The organism is Micromonospora sp. NBC_01796, from assembly GCF_035917455.1.
In the GTDB taxonomy this organism is placed as follows: domain Bacteria; phylum Actinomycetota; class Actinomycetes; order Mycobacteriales; family Micromonosporaceae; genus Micromonospora_G.
Genome location: NZ_CP109078.1, coordinates 2,937,882 through 2,954,889, shown reverse-complemented (window position 1 = coordinate 2,954,889; position 17,008 = coordinate 2,937,882). Strand labels below are relative to the sequence as shown.

The 17,008-nt window shown below is 70.6% G+C and carries 15 protein-coding genes; 4 read left to right on the top strand and 11 right to left on the bottom strand.

The window, feature by feature from the left end; all coding sequences use genetic code 11:
• Positions 1–106 precede the first annotated feature (106 nt).
• Both OIE47_RS13615 and OIE47_RS13610 read right to left on the bottom strand, forming a co-directional pair.
• Positions 107–1,048 carry a D-alanine--D-alanine ligase family protein gene (locus OIE47_RS13615; protein WP_326563088.1) on the bottom strand — a complete coding sequence of 314 codons (942 nt, stop codon included), beginning with the start codon at positions 1,046–1,048 and terminating at the stop codon, positions 107–109.
• A gap of 79 nt (positions 1,049–1,127) precedes the next feature.
• Positions 1,128–2,444 carry an aminotransferase-like domain-containing protein gene (locus OIE47_RS13610; protein ID WP_326561857.1) on the bottom strand — a complete coding sequence of 439 codons (1,317 nt, stop codon included), beginning with the start codon at positions 2,442–2,444 and terminating at the stop codon, positions 1,128–1,130.
• Positions 2,445–2,770: 326 nt separating this feature from the next.
• Here OIE47_RS13610 and OIE47_RS13605 point away from each other — a divergent pair, with 326 nt between their 5' ends.
• Positions 2,771–3,436 (top strand): GNAT family N-acetyltransferase, encoded by a 666-nt coding sequence (locus tag OIE47_RS13605; protein WP_326561856.1) that lies wholly within the window; start codon positions 2,771–2,773, stop codon positions 3,434–3,436.
• A gap of 16 nt (positions 3,437–3,452) precedes the next feature.
• Here OIE47_RS13605 and OIE47_RS13600 read toward each other — a convergent pair whose 3' ends face one another.
• The 7 genes from OIE47_RS13600 to murJ form a co-directional block, all read right to left on the bottom strand.
• Complete coding sequence (locus OIE47_RS13600) at positions 3,453–4,616, bottom strand: N-acetylmuramoyl-L-alanine amidase (protein WP_326561855.1); 1,164 nt, start codon at positions 4,614–4,616, stop codon at positions 3,453–3,455.
• Between the two features lie 271 nt (positions 4,617–4,887).
• Positions 4,888–5,211, bottom strand: coding sequence for a thioredoxin (gene trxA / locus OIE47_RS13595; RefSeq protein WP_326561854.1), 324 nt, complete (start codon positions 5,209–5,211; stop codon positions 4,888–4,890).
• A gap of 37 nt (positions 5,212–5,248) precedes the next feature.
• Complete coding sequence (gene trxB, locus OIE47_RS13590; RefSeq protein ID WP_326561853.1) at positions 5,249–6,202, bottom strand: thioredoxin-disulfide reductase; 954 nt, start codon at positions 6,200–6,202, stop codon at positions 5,249–5,251.
• Between the two features lie 185 nt (positions 6,203–6,387).
• The gene (locus OIE47_RS13585; RefSeq protein ID WP_326561852.1) at positions 6,388–7,383 is read right to left on the bottom strand and encodes a hypothetical protein; all 996 of its coding nucleotides are present in this window, start codon (positions 7,381–7,383) and stop codon (positions 6,388–6,390) included.
• Positions 7,380–8,144, bottom strand: a complete 765-nt coding sequence (gene sigM / locus OIE47_RS13580) for an RNA polymerase sigma factor SigM (RefSeq protein WP_326561851.1) — start codon at positions 8,142–8,144, stop codon at positions 7,380–7,382. The genes OIE47_RS13585 and sigM overlap by 4 nt, the downstream gene beginning before the upstream one ends.
• Positions 8,145–8,190: 46 nt before the next feature.
• Entirely contained in the window at positions 8,191–9,789 is a 1,599-nt protein-coding gene (locus OIE47_RS13575) for a protein kinase family protein (RefSeq protein ID WP_326561850.1), read from the bottom strand.
• A gap of 369 nt (positions 9,790–10,158) precedes the next feature.
• Entirely contained in the window at positions 10,159–11,904 is a 1,746-nt protein-coding gene (murJ, locus tag OIE47_RS13570; RefSeq protein ID WP_326561849.1) for a murein biosynthesis integral membrane protein MurJ, read from the bottom strand.
• A 154-nt stretch (positions 11,905–12,058) separates the two neighbouring features.
• On the opposite strand from murJ, the gene OIE47_RS13565 reads away from it, so the two are divergent.
• The gene (locus tag OIE47_RS13565; RefSeq protein ID WP_326561848.1) at positions 12,059–13,564 is read left to right on the top strand and encodes a CCA tRNA nucleotidyltransferase; all 1,506 of its coding nucleotides are present in this window, start codon (positions 12,059–12,061) and stop codon (positions 13,562–13,564) included.
• An 87-nt stretch (positions 13,565–13,651) separates the two neighbouring features.
• Here the strand turns inward: OIE47_RS13565 and OIE47_RS13560 are convergent, their stop codons facing one another.
• Positions 13,652–14,209 (bottom strand): NADPH-dependent FMN reductase, encoded by a 558-nt coding sequence (locus OIE47_RS13560; protein ID WP_326561847.1) that lies wholly within the window; start codon positions 14,207–14,209, stop codon positions 13,652–13,654.
• A 398-nt stretch (positions 14,210–14,607) separates the two neighbouring features.
• On the opposite strand from OIE47_RS13560, the gene OIE47_RS13555 reads away from it, so the two are divergent.
• Together OIE47_RS13555 and OIE47_RS13550 are read left to right on the top strand one after the other, a co-directional pair.
• Positions 14,608–15,276, top strand: coding sequence for a hypothetical protein (locus OIE47_RS13555; protein WP_326561846.1), 669 nt, complete (start codon positions 14,608–14,610; stop codon positions 15,274–15,276).
• A gap of 22 nt (positions 15,277–15,298) precedes the next feature.
• Positions 15,299–15,805, top strand: coding sequence for a methylated-DNA--[protein]-cysteine S-methyltransferase (locus tag OIE47_RS13550; protein WP_326561845.1), 507 nt, complete (start codon positions 15,299–15,301; stop codon positions 15,803–15,805).
• Between the two features lie 113 nt (positions 15,806–15,918).
• Here the strand turns inward: OIE47_RS13550 and OIE47_RS13545 are convergent, their stop codons facing one another.
• Positions 15,919–16,998 carry an inositol-3-phosphate synthase gene (locus tag OIE47_RS13545; RefSeq protein ID WP_326561844.1) on the bottom strand — a complete coding sequence of 360 codons (1,080 nt, stop codon included), beginning with the start codon at positions 16,996–16,998 and terminating at the stop codon, positions 15,919–15,921.
• Positions 16,999–17,008 lie beyond the last annotated feature (10 nt).

The following is a 17,008-nucleotide window of genomic DNA, read 5'->3' as shown; positions in this document are numbered from 1 at the left end:
GCGGGAGCAGATACAGCCCCGGAGCAGGAACAGCGCGGGACGTACGAAACAGGGCAGTGCCTGGCGGGACCGATGCGGGCGGTCGACGTCGGTGCGGAGCCCGCCGCTAGCGCCGTCGGTCGACCGCGCGGGCGACGAGCGAGCCGAGTAGTTTGCCGAAATCGAGTCCGGCGGCCTGCACCGCGAGTGGCAGCAGCGAGGTTTCGGTCATCCCCGGCGAGACGTTGACCTCCAGCACGTGCGGGCGTCCGGCCTCGTCGACGATGAGGTCGACCCGGGAGAGGTCACGCAGGCCGAGCGCCGTGTGCGCGGCCAGGGCGGTGTCGGCGACCTCGGCGGCCACCACGGGTGCCAGCCGGGCCGGTGCGTGCCAGGTGGTCAGACCGGCCGTGTAGCGGGCCGCGTAGTCGTACACGCCGTTGCGGGGGACGATCTCGACGGCGGGCAGTGCGCGGGGACCGTCGCCCAGGTCGACGATCGAGACCGCCACGTCCATGCCGGGCACGTAGCGCTCGACCAGCGCGGTCGAGTCGTACGCGAAACAGCCGACCATCGCGGCCGGTAGCGCCGCGGCGTCCCGGACCACGGCGGCGCCCAGGCCCGATCCGCCCTGCGCCGGCTTGACCATCAGGGGCAGTCCCAGCCGGTCGGCGATCCGGTCCAGCACCGCGACCGCACCGAGTTCGGAGAAGCGGTCGTGCGGCAGCGCCACCCAGTCCGGCGTGGGGATGCCCGCCTCCCGCAGCACCGCCTTGGCGGACGGCTTGTCCCAGGCGAGCCGGGAGGAGCGGGCGTCACAACCGACGTACGGCACGTCGCAGAGGTCGAGCACGCCGCGCAGGGAACCGTCCTCGCCGGTCGCCCCGTGCAGTGCGATCACCACCGCGTCCGGCGGGTCGACCTGTAACGCGGGCAGCAGTGCCACGTCGGCGTCGCGGAGTTCCACCTCCACCCCGATGCTGCGCAGCGCGTCCAGCACCCGGCGTCCGGAGCGCAACGACACGTCGCGTTCGTACGACAGACCGCCGGCCAGCACCAGTACGCGCATGTCGGTGATGGCGTGCGCGGTGGGGAACAGTGGTTCGTTCGTGGGGGGACCGGAGTCGGCAGGCGTACTCATGCCGAGATCATGCCAAGTCGGGACCTGGTGCGTCCGCGCCGGCCTGCCCACGACGGCCGTTCACCGGCCGGCTGACCGTGCCGAACACCTGCCGCATCGCCATCTCCTGCTCCATCACGCTGGCCAGCCGGCGCACACCCTCGCGGATCCGCTCCGGGGGCGGGAAGGAGAAGTTGAGTCGCATATGACCGGTGCCGGTCCCGTCGGCGTAGAAACCGGTGCCCGGCACGTACGCCACCCGGGCGGCGATCGCCCTCGGCATCATCGCCTTGGAGTCCAGGCCGTCGGGGAGCGTGGCCCAGACGAACAGTCCGCCGCCCGGTTCGGTCCACGTGGTGCCGGCGGGCATCAGGTCCCCGAGGGCGTCGAGCATCGCGTCGCGGCGCTCCCGGTAGACCTCCCGGTACGTCTTGAGCTGCTCGCGCCACGGCATGGTGCTCAGGTAGCTGGTGACCGCGGACTGGGCGAACGCGCTCGGGCAGAGGATCTGCGCCTCGCTGGCGATCACCAGCTTGTCGCGTACGGCGTGCGGGGCGAGGATCCAGCCCACCCGCAGCCCCGGCGCGAAGGTCTTGGAGAAGGTGCTGAGGTAGAAAACGCCGTCGCGGCGTCGAGCCCGCAGTGGCGCCGGTGCGTCCCCGTCGAAGCCGAGCTGGCCGTACGGGTCGTCCTCGACCACCAGCAGCCCGGCGCGCTCGCAGATGTCGAGGACCCGCTCCCGCCGCTCGTCGGTCAGGGTCACGCCGGTGGGGTTCTGGAACGTCGGGATGGTGTAGAGGAACTTCGCCCGCCGGCCGGTCCGGGCGACGTCGGCGATAGCCAGTTCCAGCGCCTCGGGGATCAGCCCGTCACCGTCCATCGGGACGTGCACGACCTGGGCCTGGGCGGCCTGGAAGACACCGAGGGCGCCGACGTAGGTGGGGCCCTCGGCGAGCACCACGTCGCCTGGGTCGAGGAAGAGCCTGGCGACCAGGTCGAGGGCCTGCTGGCCGCCGACGGTGACCACCACGTCCTCCGGGGACGCGCCGCACCCGACGTCGATCCCGGAGAGCGTCATCACCTCGCAGATGCGTTCACGCAGGTCGAGCATGCCCTGGCCGATGCCGTACTGGAGGGTGGTGGTGCCCTGTTCGGCGCCGAGCCGGCCGAGCATCTCACCGACCGCGTCGAGCGGCAGGGCGGCGATGTACGGGGCACCGCCGGCGAGTGACACCACCTCGGGTCGGCTCGCGACGGCGAAGAGCGCTCGGATTTCCGATGCCGTCATGCCCCGGACCCGGCGGGCATAGCGGTCGGTATAGTCGTCGAGCGTCGTGCCGGTCATGGCCTCTCCCTCGCTGCGCTCGGTCATGACAGCACTGATCGTCGGTCATGACATCCCTGATCGCAGGGTGCCGAGCAACCCTAGGCCACACGGCACCGTTAATTCGATCGTAATCCTCGGCCGAGGATTACGGCCGTACAGCCGACCCGTGGTCCACATCCCGGACACCGGTCGGCGGCCCGACCCGCGACCCGGGTCGTACTGCTCAGCCCGACCTCTCCCGTGCCGCGAAGTTACGGCGTACGATCGCTCGTTGGGGGCAAGGCGCGGCTGTGGCGATTTTTCGCGGTCTTTAGGCCTCCGACCGGATTTTTGGGGATACGGCGATGTCGCGACGTCTGGTCAGTCTCACCCTCGATACGCTCGAAGATCTGCCGCGCCCGTGCCGGCAGTGCGTCTACTGGGAACTCGATCCGGTGGCCGCCGACCGGGCCTGCGCGGCGGGTGATCCGGGTCTGGAGAAGGAAGCCTGGGTCTCCCAGACCCTGCTGGAGTGGGGTTCCTGCGGCAAGCTCGTCTACGTGGACGGGATGCCGGCCGGCTTCGCCATGTACGCGCCACCGGCGTACGTGCCCCGGTCGATGGCGTTTCCCACCTCGCCGGTCTCGGCCGATGCCGCGTTGCTGACCACCGCGCACGTGGTGGCCGCCTTCGCCGGCGGTGGGCTCGGCCGGATGCTGGTCCAGGGCGTCGCCCGTGACCTCACCAAACGCGGGATCAAGGCGATCGAGGCGTTCGGGGACGCGAAGTTCGGCGAGGCCGGTGACGAGGCCGGGAGCTGTGTCGCCCCGGCGGACTACTTCCTCTCCGTGGGCTTCAAGACGGTACGCCAGCACCACCGTTACCCGAGGCTGCGGTTGGAGTTGCGGACCGCGCTCTCCTGGAAGTCCGACGTCGAGTACGCCCTGGAGAAGCTGCTCGGGTCGATGAGTCCGGAGAGCCTGCTCCGGCCGGTCCGCCCGGCCACGCGTACCACCACCACGGCGGGCTGAGCGGGCGCCGGAGCCCCTACTTGAGCGCTCCGGCGGCCACCGCGGCACGCAGCTCGCGCACGTCGATCGAGCCGGTCGGCACGTCCTGTTCGACCGGGAAGTACATCCGCTGTACGGCGGCGACCATCGCCTCGACCACGTGGTCCCGGAACCCGGGGTTGGTCAGCCGGGCCAGGTCGACGGGTGAGGTGAGGTAGCCGATCTCGACCCGTACGGCCGGCATCCGGGTGAGCCGGAGCAGCTCCCAGGTTTTCGCGTGCACCTGGCAGTTCCGCATCCCGGTCCGGGCCACGATCTCCCGCTGGACCAGGCCGGCGAGCCGTTCCCCGACGGTCGAGGTGACCCCGTTGTCGGTGCCGTAGTGGTAGGTGGCCACCCCGTCCGCCTCGGGGTTGGCGTGTCCGTCGGTGTGCAGCGAGATGAACAGGTCGCCGCCGAGTTCGTTGGCGAGTTCCGCGCGGGCCAGGTCGGGCAGCACGGCGCCGGGCGTCGGGCCCCGGGTGAGGTGCACCCGCATGCCGGCGGCGACGAGCCGTCCGCGCAGCCGGTTGGCGAGGTCGTAGGCGAGTTCCGCCTCGGCCCAGCGCAACGAGCCGTCGGCCACGACAACGCCGAGGTCCGAACCTCCGTGGCCGGGGTCGATGACGATGACCTTGCCCATCAGGTTGGGGCCGGACTGCCGGATCGCGTCGGAATCGCGGAGGAGCTGCGGTCGCCCGCCGACCACCTTGCGGCCCAGCCGGCGCAGGGCGTGCATGGTGTGCGGTCCGCAGGTGCCGTCCGGGGAGAGTCCGACCTCCCGCTGGAACTGGGCGACCGCGCGGGCGGTCTGTGCGCCGTAGATGCTGTCCGCCCGGCCCACGTCGTAGCCCATTTCGAGCAGCCGTTCCTGCAGCGTGCGTACGTCCTCGCCGGTGAGCGGTTCGGGGATCGAGTGGTACAGGGTACGGGCGCCGAGCCGCCATCGGGCTGCGTCCAGCGCGCGCCACGTCTCGGCGCCCACCTGGCCGTCGACGCTCAGCCCACGGCTCTGCTGGAAGGCGCGTACGGCCTGCTCGATGTCCGGCCCGAACTCGTCGGTCTCCACCGACGCGTCGGGGGTGAGCAGTTCGATGCCGAGGAGGACGCCTCTGATCTCGGTGACCGCGGGACCTCGGTCACCACGTCGGACCGGACGCACAAACGACCTCCCTCTGCGGGTGCTGTGTTCGGTCGGCCTGCCGGCGGGGGCGAGTCGGGCTGATCGTCCGGCGGTGTCCTGTTCGCCGGCTGCCGTCTGCTCCTGAGAACGCTTCCGGAGCGTACCGTGACCCGGTGGCCGCCGCCCGGGGTTGACCGGATGCCGACGACATCGACGCTGACGCGGCTACGTGGCAGACCGCCTGCGGGTCAACGGAACGCGCCCGCCACCGGTGGTCCGGTGACGGGCGTGAACGAGAGAGTGTTCTGCCTTAGAGCGCGGCCTCGATCAGCTTGACCAGGTCGCTCTTGGGCCGGGCACCGGCCACCGACTGCACCGGCTGGCCACCCTTGAAGATGGTGAGGGTCGGCACCGACATCACCCGGTAGGCCATGGCGGTCTCGGGATTCTCGTCGATGTTGAGCTTCACGATGGTGACCCGGTCGCCCATCTCGCGGGCGATCTCCTCCAGCAGCGGGGAGACCTTCCGGCACGGTCCGCACCACTCGGCCCAGAAGTCGACCAGTACCGGCTTCTCCGACTGGAGCACGTCACTGACGAAATTCTTGTCGGTGACCGCCTTGGTTGTTCCCATGAAAAGACCCTCCTCCGGGCGTGCGCTTTCGGTTGTCTCAGACTTCCAACGTGGCGAGGAAGCGTTCGGCGTCCAGCGCCGCGGCGCAGCCGGTGCCGGCGGCGGTGATCGCCTGGCGGTAGGTGTGGTCGACCAGGTCTCCGGCGGCGAAGACGCCCGGCACGTTGGTCGTGGTGCCCGGTGCGTTCACCCGTACGTAGCCGTTCTCGTCCATGTCGACCTGGCCCTGGAAGAGCTGGCTGCGCGGGTCGTGACCGATGGCCACGAACACGCCCGCGACGTCGAGCACCTTGGTCTCACCGGTGTGTACGTTGCGCAGCCGTACCCCGGTGACCTTGCCGTCGGCGCCGAGGACCTCTTCGACCTGGCTGTTCCACTCGACCTGGATCTTCTCGTTGCTCAGCGCCCGCTCGGCCATGATCTTGCTGGCCCGGAAGCTGTCCCGCCGGTGCACGATCGTCACCTTGGCCGCGAACTTGGTGAGGAAGCTGGCCTCCTCCATCGCCGAGTCGCCACCGCCGACCACCACGATCTCCTGGCCCCGGAAGAAGAAGCCGTCACAGGTGGCACAGGACGAGACACCGTGGCCGAGGTACTCCTGCTCGCCCGGAACACCGAGGGGGCGCCAGGCGGAGCCGGTGGTGAGGATGACCGCCTTGGCCCGGTACGCGGTCTCGCCGACGTACACGGTGCTGACCGCGCCGGAACCCGGCTCACCGGTGTCGGTGAGTTCGACCCGGCTGACGTCGTCGGTGAGGAACTCGGCGCCGAACCGCTCGGCCTGCTTGCGCATCGAGTCCATCAGCTCCGGCCCGAGGATCCCATCCGGGAAGCCGGGGAAGTTCTCCACCTCCGTGGTGGTCATCAGGGCGCCACCCGACTGCACACCCTCGATGATCAGCGGTTTGAGGTTGGCCCGGGCGGCGTACACGGCGGCCGTGTATCCGGCCGGCCCCGAGCCGATGATGATGAGGTTGCGGACCTCGTCCACTGCCGTCTCCCGAGAGTCTGTGTGTCGCCAACCGGCGTGGTCCATCGATACCGGCCAGCGGCCGGCCGACGATCCGACGACCGGCAACTGTTGAGCAGAACGTCATCTTACGAAGGGGAAATTCCCCAGCCGGCCATCCGGTGGGTCACGTCACGCTGACGGCCAAACAGCCGTGAGGAGTCGATTCACCCTACCTGGGCCTGGTAGCGGGTGTCCGGACCCGACCCGCCCTGTCCGCAGTCGGCGCCGCTGACCCAGGCCCAGCGGGCGCCGGTGCCGTCGGTGAGGCCGAGCACCAGCGCGGGGGTGCCCTCGAAGGCTGCGTAGTCCACCAGGTTGAACGTGATCGGGCCACGGCCGTGGGCGAGGGCGATCGCTTCGAGGCAGGCGGTGAGCGCGTCCCGGTCGGCCAGCCGGGCCAGACCGGCGGCCTGCGGGCCGTCACCCGGCTCCCGGGCGGCACCGAAGGTGCCCGGCGAGCTGGCGTCGGGCGGGCTGGCGTCGGGCGGGCTGGCGGCGTCGGTCCCGGTGCGTTCCTCGACGTTGCCCTGGAGCCGTTTGGCCAGTGCCCCGGGCAGGGTGACGGCCGCGTAGTCGGTGCCGGTGGCGATGAGCTGACGTGCCGCGGGCGGTGCGAACTGCGGGGCCACCGCCGGAGCGGGAGCCCCTGCCACGCTGTCCTCGGACGCGGTGTCGGAAAGGCCGATCCGGCTGAGCCCGAAGCCCGCGAACGCGACCGCCGCGGCGGCGACCGCCACCAGACCGGCCAGGCGCGACCGGCGCCGACGGGCCGCCCGCGCGGGGCGGTCCCGGCCATCGTGCGCCCGGTTGTCCGATCCGGGTACGACGCTGAGCCGGCGTTCGGTCTGCTCGCCCAGCGGGGTCTGCTCGGTGAACTGGGTCGGGATGCCGGGCTGACCGAGCGGCCCGGCGTCGGCGAGCGCGGCGGTGAGCCGGTCGGTGATCTCGGTCGGCATCGGCTCGGTGGTGGCCGCCCAGCCGGCCAGGTCCTCCTGGACGGAGTCGAACGCCAGGGTCAGCGCCGCGTACGCCGCTGCCCACTCCGGGTCCGCCTCGATCAGGCGAGCGACCGCAGCCTCTTCCGGGGTGTCCGTCAGGACCCCCTCGAGATAGTCGGCCAGCAGGTCGAGGTCGACCTCGCTGGACTGGCCCGCGGTCACTGTTCCTCCTGGATGCCGTCGCGCCCGGAATGACTCGACCCCGATCGGACGCCGCCACCGGCCGCCGGGTTCCCCCGGGTGACCGACGGCACGTCCTTGTCCGCCCTGTTCGGCGCCGGTACGGCCGGTCCACGGGGGCGCAGGTGGCCGAGGATCAGGGCGAGCCGGGCCCGGCCCCGGGCGCAGCGGCTCTTCACCGTCCCCTCGGCGACGCCGAGCATGATCGCGACTTCGGCGACCGGGTAGCCCTGCACGTCGACCAGGATGATCGCCGCCCGCTGCTCGGCCGGAAGCTTGGCCAGCGCCTGCTGGACGACGAGGGCGGTGTCGTGGTCGGGGGCCGGTGCGGCCGGCTCGATGCCGGTCCACCGGCCGGTCTCGTCGGTCCGCGATCCGTCGGGCAGCGGAACCGTCGGGTGCGCCTGCCGGCGCCGGATCCGGTCCAGGCAGGAGTTGACCACGATGCGGTGCAACCAGGTGGTGACCGCGGCGTCGCCGCGGAAGCGGGCGGCGGCCCGATGGGCCGAGAGCAGGGCGTCCTGGAGTGCGTCGGCGGCGTCCTCCCGGTCGCCGAGGGTGCGTATCGCCACTGCCCAGAGCCGGTCCCGGTGCCGGTGGAAGAGGGTCGTGAAGGCGTCCCGGTCACCGTCGACGTGCGCGCGGAGCAGTTCCGCGTCGCTGACTTCGGTCAGCGGGCCGGAAGAACCGGCGGTCTCGGCCGGGGCGCTGCCCGTATCGTCCGGCACCGGAAGACCGGTCATGATCCGGTCCGTTCCGGTGGACGGAGGCAGCGCGCCGGCCCGCCGATCATGGTGCCCGGACCGTGATTTCCTGGATGCCGAGCCGGTATTCGTTCTTGGCGTTCTTGGCGATGTCGGTGACCCAGAACAGCAGGTACTGGTATTTCTGGTCGGGCTGGAACGCGCTGAAGGTCATGTTCGCCCCGGCCCGCTCGTGCGGCTCACCGATGATCGTGTAGCTGGTGACGAGCTGGGTGTCCGACGCCTTGCTGGACGGCAGGGTGGTGGTGCCGCTCTTCAGCTCGGCGGTCGCACCGCCGTTGGCGAGGACCACCTGGACGTCCTTGATGGCCCGGGGCTCCTTCAGGTCGATGAGGACGCCCATGCCCGACTTCAGGCCGGCGAACTGCGGGCCGTCGTAGGAGTCGGACTCCCAACCCTTGTTGACGTCACCGTCCACCACGGCCGCGGCGCCGTTCAGTTCCTGACCCCGGTCGGTGCCGGTGCTGACGATCCGGACGCTGTTGCCGTCGATCGGGATCTTCTGCGGCTGCGTCGTCGGCGCGTCGGTGCCGCCCGCCGGGGCGGTGGCACCGGGCGGGGTGCTCGGCGAGGCGGCGTTGGTGCCGTCCCTGTCGGAGAGCGCGTTGATGCCGAAATAGAGGCCGATCAGGGCGATCACCAACAGCGCGGCGACCCCGGCGACGATGTTGCGCGTACCGGCGGGTGCGGCCGGGGCGCCGGTGTTGTCCTCGTCGTGCGTGGCGAACCGGAGCGGGCCGCTGTTGTCCAGGTACTGCTCCTCGGCGGCGGCGTTCAGCCGGCCGAGTTCGGCGGCGAGCACGTCGACCGAGGGGACCGCGAGCTGCGGGTCGAGCAGGTCCATGGTCAGGTCGTCGAGGTACGCAGGCACGCCGGCCCGTACCTGACGGGGTGCGGCGAGGGCGCCGTTGGCGTCCCGGACCCCGTCCGGCAGGGCGGAACGGCCCCGGCCGCCGGAGAGGTTGGCCTCGACATGCGGCCAGGCCCCGGTGAGGGCGAAGTAGAGCACACCGCCGACCGCGCGGGCGTCGGTCTCGATGGTGTCGTTGCCGTCGGCGCGGGCGTCGGCGAGCACCACCCGACCGTCGTCACCGACCATCACGGTGCCGGGGTGGACGTTGCCGTGCACCATTCCGGTGGCGTGTACGGCGGCGATGGCACCGGCGACGGCGTGCGCGATGCTGGTGGCGCGGGCCGGTTCGAGCGGGCCGTCGGCGACCAGTTCCCGCAGCGAGTGGCCGTCGACCCACTCACGTACGACGTACGCCCGCTCGTCCTCGTCGATGGCGTCGTAGACGCCGACCAGGTTCGGATGGATCACCCGGCTCGCGGTCACCGCGGCCTGGAGCATCTCCATCGCCGAGTCGCCGCCGGGGTACCGGAGCACCACGGCCACGGGCCGACGGAGCACCACGTCGACACCCCGCCAGACCTGGCGGCCGGCGCTGTCGTCGTTGATGTGCTCGGCCAACTCGTACCGCTCGGCGAGGACCTCACCGACGGCGGGGGCACCGAAGGCCATAACGGGCGGAGTGACCTCGTCCGCCTCCTGACCTTCGCCGACCTGGGTCACCCGTCCTCCCTCGATGATTGTCGCGATCGATGGACCCGTGCTGCTGGGCATTGGTTTTCCGCTCTATCGCCGGTGGACCGGACGCTGGGCGCCATTCCATAGCGTAGGCGCTCTCCGCACCTGTCGAGAGCGACCTTACCTGGGATGGACTCATCCCCGACATGTCATCTTGCGGGCGTACCCGACCCGGTGCCGGGAGTATGCCGAACAGTCCAAGTACGACCGGTGTCATCCGCCTTGATGGCACCGGCAATTCCTAATCTATCGGTTGATTTCAACTACTTGCGCGAGGGTCACCGGTGTGGCCCACCCGCCCGGTCCGGCACCGGTGGAGATCTGTCGTTGTCCACAACCCGGTGCCCGGTCATCCACCGACATCCCTTGGTTTTCCACAGGTCGTCCCCAGCCGTGCCGTGACAATCAGCGACCGACCTTCCGTCGTACGAGCTGGACCACCTCGCTGATCTCGCGGATCCGCAGCAGCATGGCGAGCCCGACATAGGTGACGCCGATCAGACCACCGGCGACGATCAGCCGGATGATCGCCTCCAGCCGGCTCGGCGTCGAGTCGCCCGGCAGCAGTTGCAGGACGAGCCACCCGACCAGGGCCGAGGCGAGCGCGGCGACCAACACCTTGCCGAGCGTCTTCGTGATCTCGCCGAGGCCGAGCCGGCCGATCCGGCGGCGCAGCAGCATCGCCGTGATCACCACCGCCGCCAGGTACGACACCGCGTTGCCGAGCATCAGCCCTGCGGCGGCGAACGAGGCGCTGAACGCGGCGAAGAGCCCGATCTGCACCACGATCCGGATCCCCACCACCGGAATGTTGATCAGTGCCGGGGTCTTGGTGTCCGGCAGCGCATAGAAGGCGAAGGTGAAGAGCTGGCTCACCGCGAACGGGATCAGCGCCAGCGCACCGACGAGCAGCACGACCGAGGTCGCCGTGGCGCTCTTGGCGCTGAACGCGCCATACCGGAACAGCACGACCGCGATCGGGTTGGCCAGCACTGCGTAGCAGACCGCGATCGGGGCGAGTACCGCGGTGACCACCCGGGTTCCCCGGGACAGGTCGGCGACGACGTCGGCGTACCGGCCCTCGGCGGCTGCCGCGCTCATCCTCGGCATCAACGCGGTGAGGATCGACACCGCCACGATGCCGTGCGCCATCATCACCAGCAGGAAGACATTGTTGTAGATCAGCGGCCCGGCCTCGTCGGCGTCTCCGGCCCGGTTCAGCAGGTTGAACAGGACCGCGAGGCCGATCTGACTGACCGCGACGTAGCAGATCATCCAGGCGCCGAGCCGGCCCAGCTCGCGCAGGCCGAGAGCGCGGAAGTCGAACCGCCAGCGCCACCGGAAGCCCACCTTGCGCAGCGCCGGCAGCAGGCCCGCGGCCTGGATGATCACGCCGAGCAGGGTGCCACCGCCGAGGAGCGCGATCCGGCCGGTTGTCATCTCCTCGGGCGGGATCACCTTCGCGCCGAAGATGGCGATGTAGAGACCGAAGGTGGCGATCACCACCACGTTGTTCAGGATCGGGGTCCACATCGGGGCGGCGAAGTGGCCCCGGACGTTGAGCACCGCACTGATCAGCGCGGAGAGGCCGGTGAAGAAGATCATCGGCAGCATCAGGTACGAGAGGCTCGTGACCAGGTCCTGGAATTCCTGGCTGGTCTGGTCGCTGCCGTACAACCGGGTGAGCAGCGAGGCGGCGAGCACGGCGACCACCGCCGCCACCCCCAGGGCGAGCACCGCCAGGGTGAGGAGGCGCTGGGCGTAGGCCTGGCCCTGGTCCGGGTCGGCCTTGCGGCGCCGGACCAGTACCGGGACCAGCACACTGGTCAGGATCCCGCCGAGCAGGAACTCGTAGACCATGCCCGGGAAGATCTGGGCGGTTGTGTAGGCGTTGCCGACCGCGAACGTGCCCAGTGCGGCGCCGAGAACCACGGTGCGGAGGAAGCCTGTACCACGGCTCACCAGGCTGCCGATGGCCATCACCGCGCTGTTGCCGGCGGCGTTCCCCTCACCCGGTGGCTCCGGGGCCGGCGCGGTGGTCTCGACCATGGGCTGGTCCAGGGACTCGATCGAGATCAGGGTCGCACCGTCCGCGGGCGGCGGGACTCCGTGCGGCATGGCGTTCGCGCTGCGGTACAGCCCGTCGCCCATGTCTGCCTCCCCAACCGGTACGGCGGGCAGGCGTGCCCAACCGATACTGCTCAGACCTTAGTCAACCGGTGTGATCGCCCGCCGCGCCGAGTCCGATCCGGCTGGTCCGCCCGCCGGGATACGACCCGGGTCGGACCGATAGGCTGGCGTTCCCATGTCCGAAACCTCCGCTCCCGACGCCGCCGGTCCAGCCGCAGCACCCGCCGCTGGAACAGCCGCGCCCCAGCCCTCCGAGGCCGGGTTGACCACCGTCCAACGCAACGCCGTCGCCGAGCTGCTGCGGGTTTCCCCCGTCGCCGACGAGCTGGGACGCCGATTCGCCCGTGCCGGTCACGAACTGCACCTGGTCGGCGGCTCGGTCCGGGACGCGCTGCTCGGCCGGCTCGGCGACGACCTCGACTTCTGCACCGACGCCCATCCGGACGACACGTTGCGGGTGCTCCGGGGCTGGGCCGAGGCGACCTGGGAGACCGGACGCGAGTTCGGCACCATCGGCGCACAGCGCGAGGGACTGCGGCTGGAGATCACCACCTTCCGGGCCGAGTCGTACGACCAGGTCACCCGCAACCCGGTGGTCCAGTACGGCACGAACCTCATCGACGACCTGCGGCGGCGGGACTTCACCATCAACGCGATGGCGGTCAGCCTGCCCGGACACGTGTTCACCGACCCGTACGGCGGGCTCGCCGACCTGGCCGCCCGGCTGATCCGTACGCCGGGAACGCCGCGGGAGTCCTTCGGTGACGACCCGTTGCGGATGCTGCGCGCGGCCCGGTTCGCGGCCCAACTGGGCTTCGCCGTGCAGCCGGAGGTGCACGCCGCGATGGTCGCGATGGCGGCCGACCTGGACCGGATCACCGCCGAGCGGATCCGGGACGAGTTCACCAAGCTGCTCTGCGGTGCCGATCCGATCACCGGCCTGCGGCTGCTGGTCGACACCGGCCTGGCCGACCGGTTCCTGCCTGAGTTGTCCGGGCTGAAGCTGGAGATCGACGAGCACGCCCAGCACAAGGACGTGTACGAGCACACCCTGACCGTGGTCAGCAACGCGGTCCGGTTGGAGGAGGACGGCTGCGACTTCATCCTGCGGATGGCCGCGCTCATGCACGACGCGGGCAAGCCGGCGACGAAGGCGGTCGGCCCGGACGGGCGGGTCAGCTTCCACCACCACGAGGTGGTCGGGGCCAAGCTGACCAAGCAGCGGATGAAGGCGATGCGCTACCCCAAGGACGTGATCTCGCAGGTGGTCGCGCTGGTCGGGCTGCACCTGCGGTTCTACGGGTACGGCCGGGGCGAGTGGACCGACTCGGCGGTCCGGCGGTACGTCGCCGACGCCGGTGACCTGCTGCCTCGGCTGCACAAGCTGACCCGGTCGGACTGCACCACCCGTAACCGGCGCAAGGCGCGGCAGCTCGCCGGGGACTACGACGCGCTGGAGGAGCGGATCGCCCGGATCCAGTCGGAGGAGGACCTGGCCCGGGTCCGGCCCGACCTGGACGGCAACGCGATCATGGAGCTGCTGGGCGTACCGCCGGGTCCGTTGGTCGGGCAGGCGTGGCGCCACCTCAAGGAACTGCGCCTGGAGCGTGGGCCGATGGACCGGGACGAGGCCGAGGCGGAGTTGCAGCGCTGGGCGCGGGACCAGGGCCTCGCGGGCTGAGAACGGGTCACCGCGCAGGCGGTGACGGCAACGGGGCGGCGTCCGGTCCGGACACCGCCCCGTTCTGGTTGTACCGGGGTGTGGCGATTACTTGCGCAGGGTCTCGAGCGCGCGGCCCCAGGCGACCGTCTGGTCGAGCACGGTGTTCAGCGCGTCGTCGTGCATCGCGGCCGGCTTGAACGAGCTGTAGTTCTCGAAGTCGGTGTGCAGGGAGAGCGCGACCTGGGCGCGGACGGTCGCGACCTGCAGCTCGGCCATGATCAGGCGGAGGTGCTCGACCGCGCGGGCGCCGCCGAGGGAGCCGTAGCTGACGAAGCCGGCCGCCTTGTTGTTCCACTCGCCGTACAGGTAGTCGATCGCGTTCTTCAGCGCACCCGAGGTGGAGTGGTTGTACTCCGGGGTGACGAAGATGTACGCGTCGAACTCCGCGATCTTCGAGGCCCACGCCTTGGTGTGGTCGTTGGCGTACTGGCCCATCGACGGCGGGATCGCCTCGTCGAGGTGCGGGAGGTTGAAGGTCGCGATGTCGACCAACTCGAACTCGGCGTCGGTGCGCTTGCTCGCGAGGTCGTAGACCCAGCGTGCGACGGCCTCGCCGTTACGACCCGGCCGGGTGCTGCCGAGGATGATGGCTACCTTGGTCATTGAGATCTTCCTTTACTAGGGTGACGTGTCATCCTTAGACAGCGCCTTAGCCAGGATGACACGTCACCCTTGGTGGGATCATCGGACGTGACGCACGACTCACGGGTACCCGGATCGTGTGCCCACGCAACCACCGGTCTGGCGTAGCCGTAGGGCGAAAGGTCCGGTTGGCGCCAGCATCGCACGCCCGACCCGCGCAGGTCCGGCCTTCCGTCAAGCGTCACGACTCCCCTGGTCACGGCACGGAACGGCCGGCGCGTACGGCGGCCCGACCCGGTCGGGTCCAGGCCCCGGACCGGAACGGCGTCCGGGCTGCCCGCCGGCCGGCCGCCGATCCGTGGCGTCGATGGTGGCGCGGCGGATGCAACGCCGGCTCCGGGGGGCCGCGTCCTACTGGCGTGGTCAACCACCGGGAGAAGCGGACGAAGCCGATCGCGCCGATGCGGGCGGTGTCGACGCTCGTCGTGACACTGCTCGCACTGGCCGGGATGACCCTGTCGGCCTGCGGTGGCGGACCGGCGGCGGACGGGCCGGCGAGCGGTCCCGCCGCGGTCGAGCCGGCGCTGCTCGGGGCGGAGGCGCTCGGCGGCGACTGGACCACCGGCACCACCTCGGCCGACGGCACCCGTTGGCCGTGGGCACAGGAGGACTGCCCGGCGTACCGGGACGCGGACTTCCCGGCGCAGCGACACCGGCGCGACAGCGTCGCCCGCCAGTACCTGCGCGCATCACCCCGGGCCGCCGCCCTCCAGGTGGTCGAGGCGTACGAGCCGGACTGGGCCACGCGGGCGGTGGAGGACGTACGCCGGGTGCTGGAGACGTGCGCGAGCTATCCGGCGTACGGCGGGCAGGTCTCGTTCAGCCTGCTCGACTCGGATTTCGCCGGTGACGAGGCACTGCTGGTGCGGGGCAGGATCGTGACCGCCGACGCGCCCCCGACGGTCTCCTACTTCGTGGTCGTACGGCGGGGTTCGCTGGTTTCCACGCTCAACCTGCCCGATCCCGGCGGCGAGAGCGGGGTACGGGCCGTCGCGGCCCGCCTCGCCGAGCAGCTCGACCGGGTCTGACCTCGCCTTGGATAATGGGGCGATGCGCTGGACCGTGCTCGACACACCGATCGGTGAACTGTCCGTGGCCGCCGACGACGCGGGGATCTGCGGCGTGCACTTCGGCCCGGTCGACGGCGCGGTTCCCGCCGGGACGGAACCGGAGGCGCCAGCCGCACAGGATGGGCGGTGGCGTCGAGCGGCCGTCGACCAGCTCCGGTTGTACTTCGCCGGTGAGCTCACCGACTTCACCGTCCCGCTCTCGGTCCGTCGCGGCTCGGACTTCGAACGGGCGGTCTGGCGGGAGATGTCGGCGATCCCGTACGGGGAGATGCGCACGTACGGCGAGGTGGCCACCGCCCTGGGCGATCCGGGTGCGGCCCGCGCCGTCGGGGTTGCCTGCAACCGCAACCCGATCCCGGTCATCGTGCCGTGTCACCGGATCGTCGGGGCGGGCGGCAAGTTGGTCGGCTTCGGCGGCGGGCTGCCCCGCAAGCGGCAGTTGCTCGAGATCGAGGCCGGTGTGGCGTTGCAGCGGGCCTGGGGCTGAGTCGACCCGACCGGCGAGGGTCGGACCGGGAACCAGCGAGGGCCGGGTCCAACGGACCCGGCCCTCGAAGTGTGCTGATCGTCGCTCAGCGTCTGGTGTTCACCGCGGGCTGACTACCGCTCGACGGTGCCCGCGATGAAGTCCTCGACCGACTGGTGGGCGTCGTGGTCGGAGTACTGCACCGGCGGGGACTTCATGAAGTAGGACGAGGCCGAGAGGATCGGCCCGCCGATGCCCCGGTCCAGGGCGATCTTCGCGGCGCGAACCGCGTCGATGATGACACCCGCGGAGTTCGGCGAGTCCCACACCTCGAGCTTGAGCTCGGCGTTCAGCGGTACGTCGCCGAAGGAGCGACCCTCGAGCCGGATGTACGCCCACTTGCGGTCGTCCAGCCACGGCACGTGGTCCGACGGGCCGATGTGCACGTCGCCCTTGTTGATCTCGTGCGGGATCTGCGAGGTGACCGACTGGGTCTTCGAGATCTTCTTGGAGACCAGGCGGGTGCGCTCCAACATGTTCATGAAGTCCATGTTGCCGCCGAAGTTGAGCTGGTACGTGCGCAGCAGCTCGACCCCGCGGTCCTCGAACAGCTTGGCCAGGGCGCGGTGCACGATCGTCGCACCGACCTGGCTCTTGATGTCGTCGCCGATGATCGGGAGACCGGCATCGGTGAACTTCTGCGCCCACGCCGGGTCGGAGGCGATGAACACGGGGAGTGCGTTCACGAACGCGCAGCCGGCGTCGATCGCCGCCTGGGCGTAGAACTTGTCCGCCTGCTCGGAGCCGACCGGCAGGTAGGAGACGACCACGTCGACCCGGGCGTCACGCAGTGCCTGCACGACGTCGGCCGGCTCGCGGTCGGACTCCTGGACGATCTCCCGGTAGTACTGGCCCAGCCCGTCCAGGGTCGGACCGCGCTGGACGGTGACGCCGGTCGGCGCCACGTCAGCCAGCTTGATGGTGTTGTTCTCGCTGGCCACGATTGCCTCGGCCAGGTCCATGCCCACCTTTTTGGCGTCCACGTCGAACGCCGCGACGAACTCCACGTCGGAGACGTGGTAGTCGCCGAAGGTAACGTGCATGAGACCCGGCACGCGGTCGTTTGGGTCGGCATTGCGGTAGTACTCCACGCCCTGTACCAGGGACGAGGCGCAGTTTCCGACACCGACGATGGCGACGCGGACGGAGCCCATCGCGTTTGCC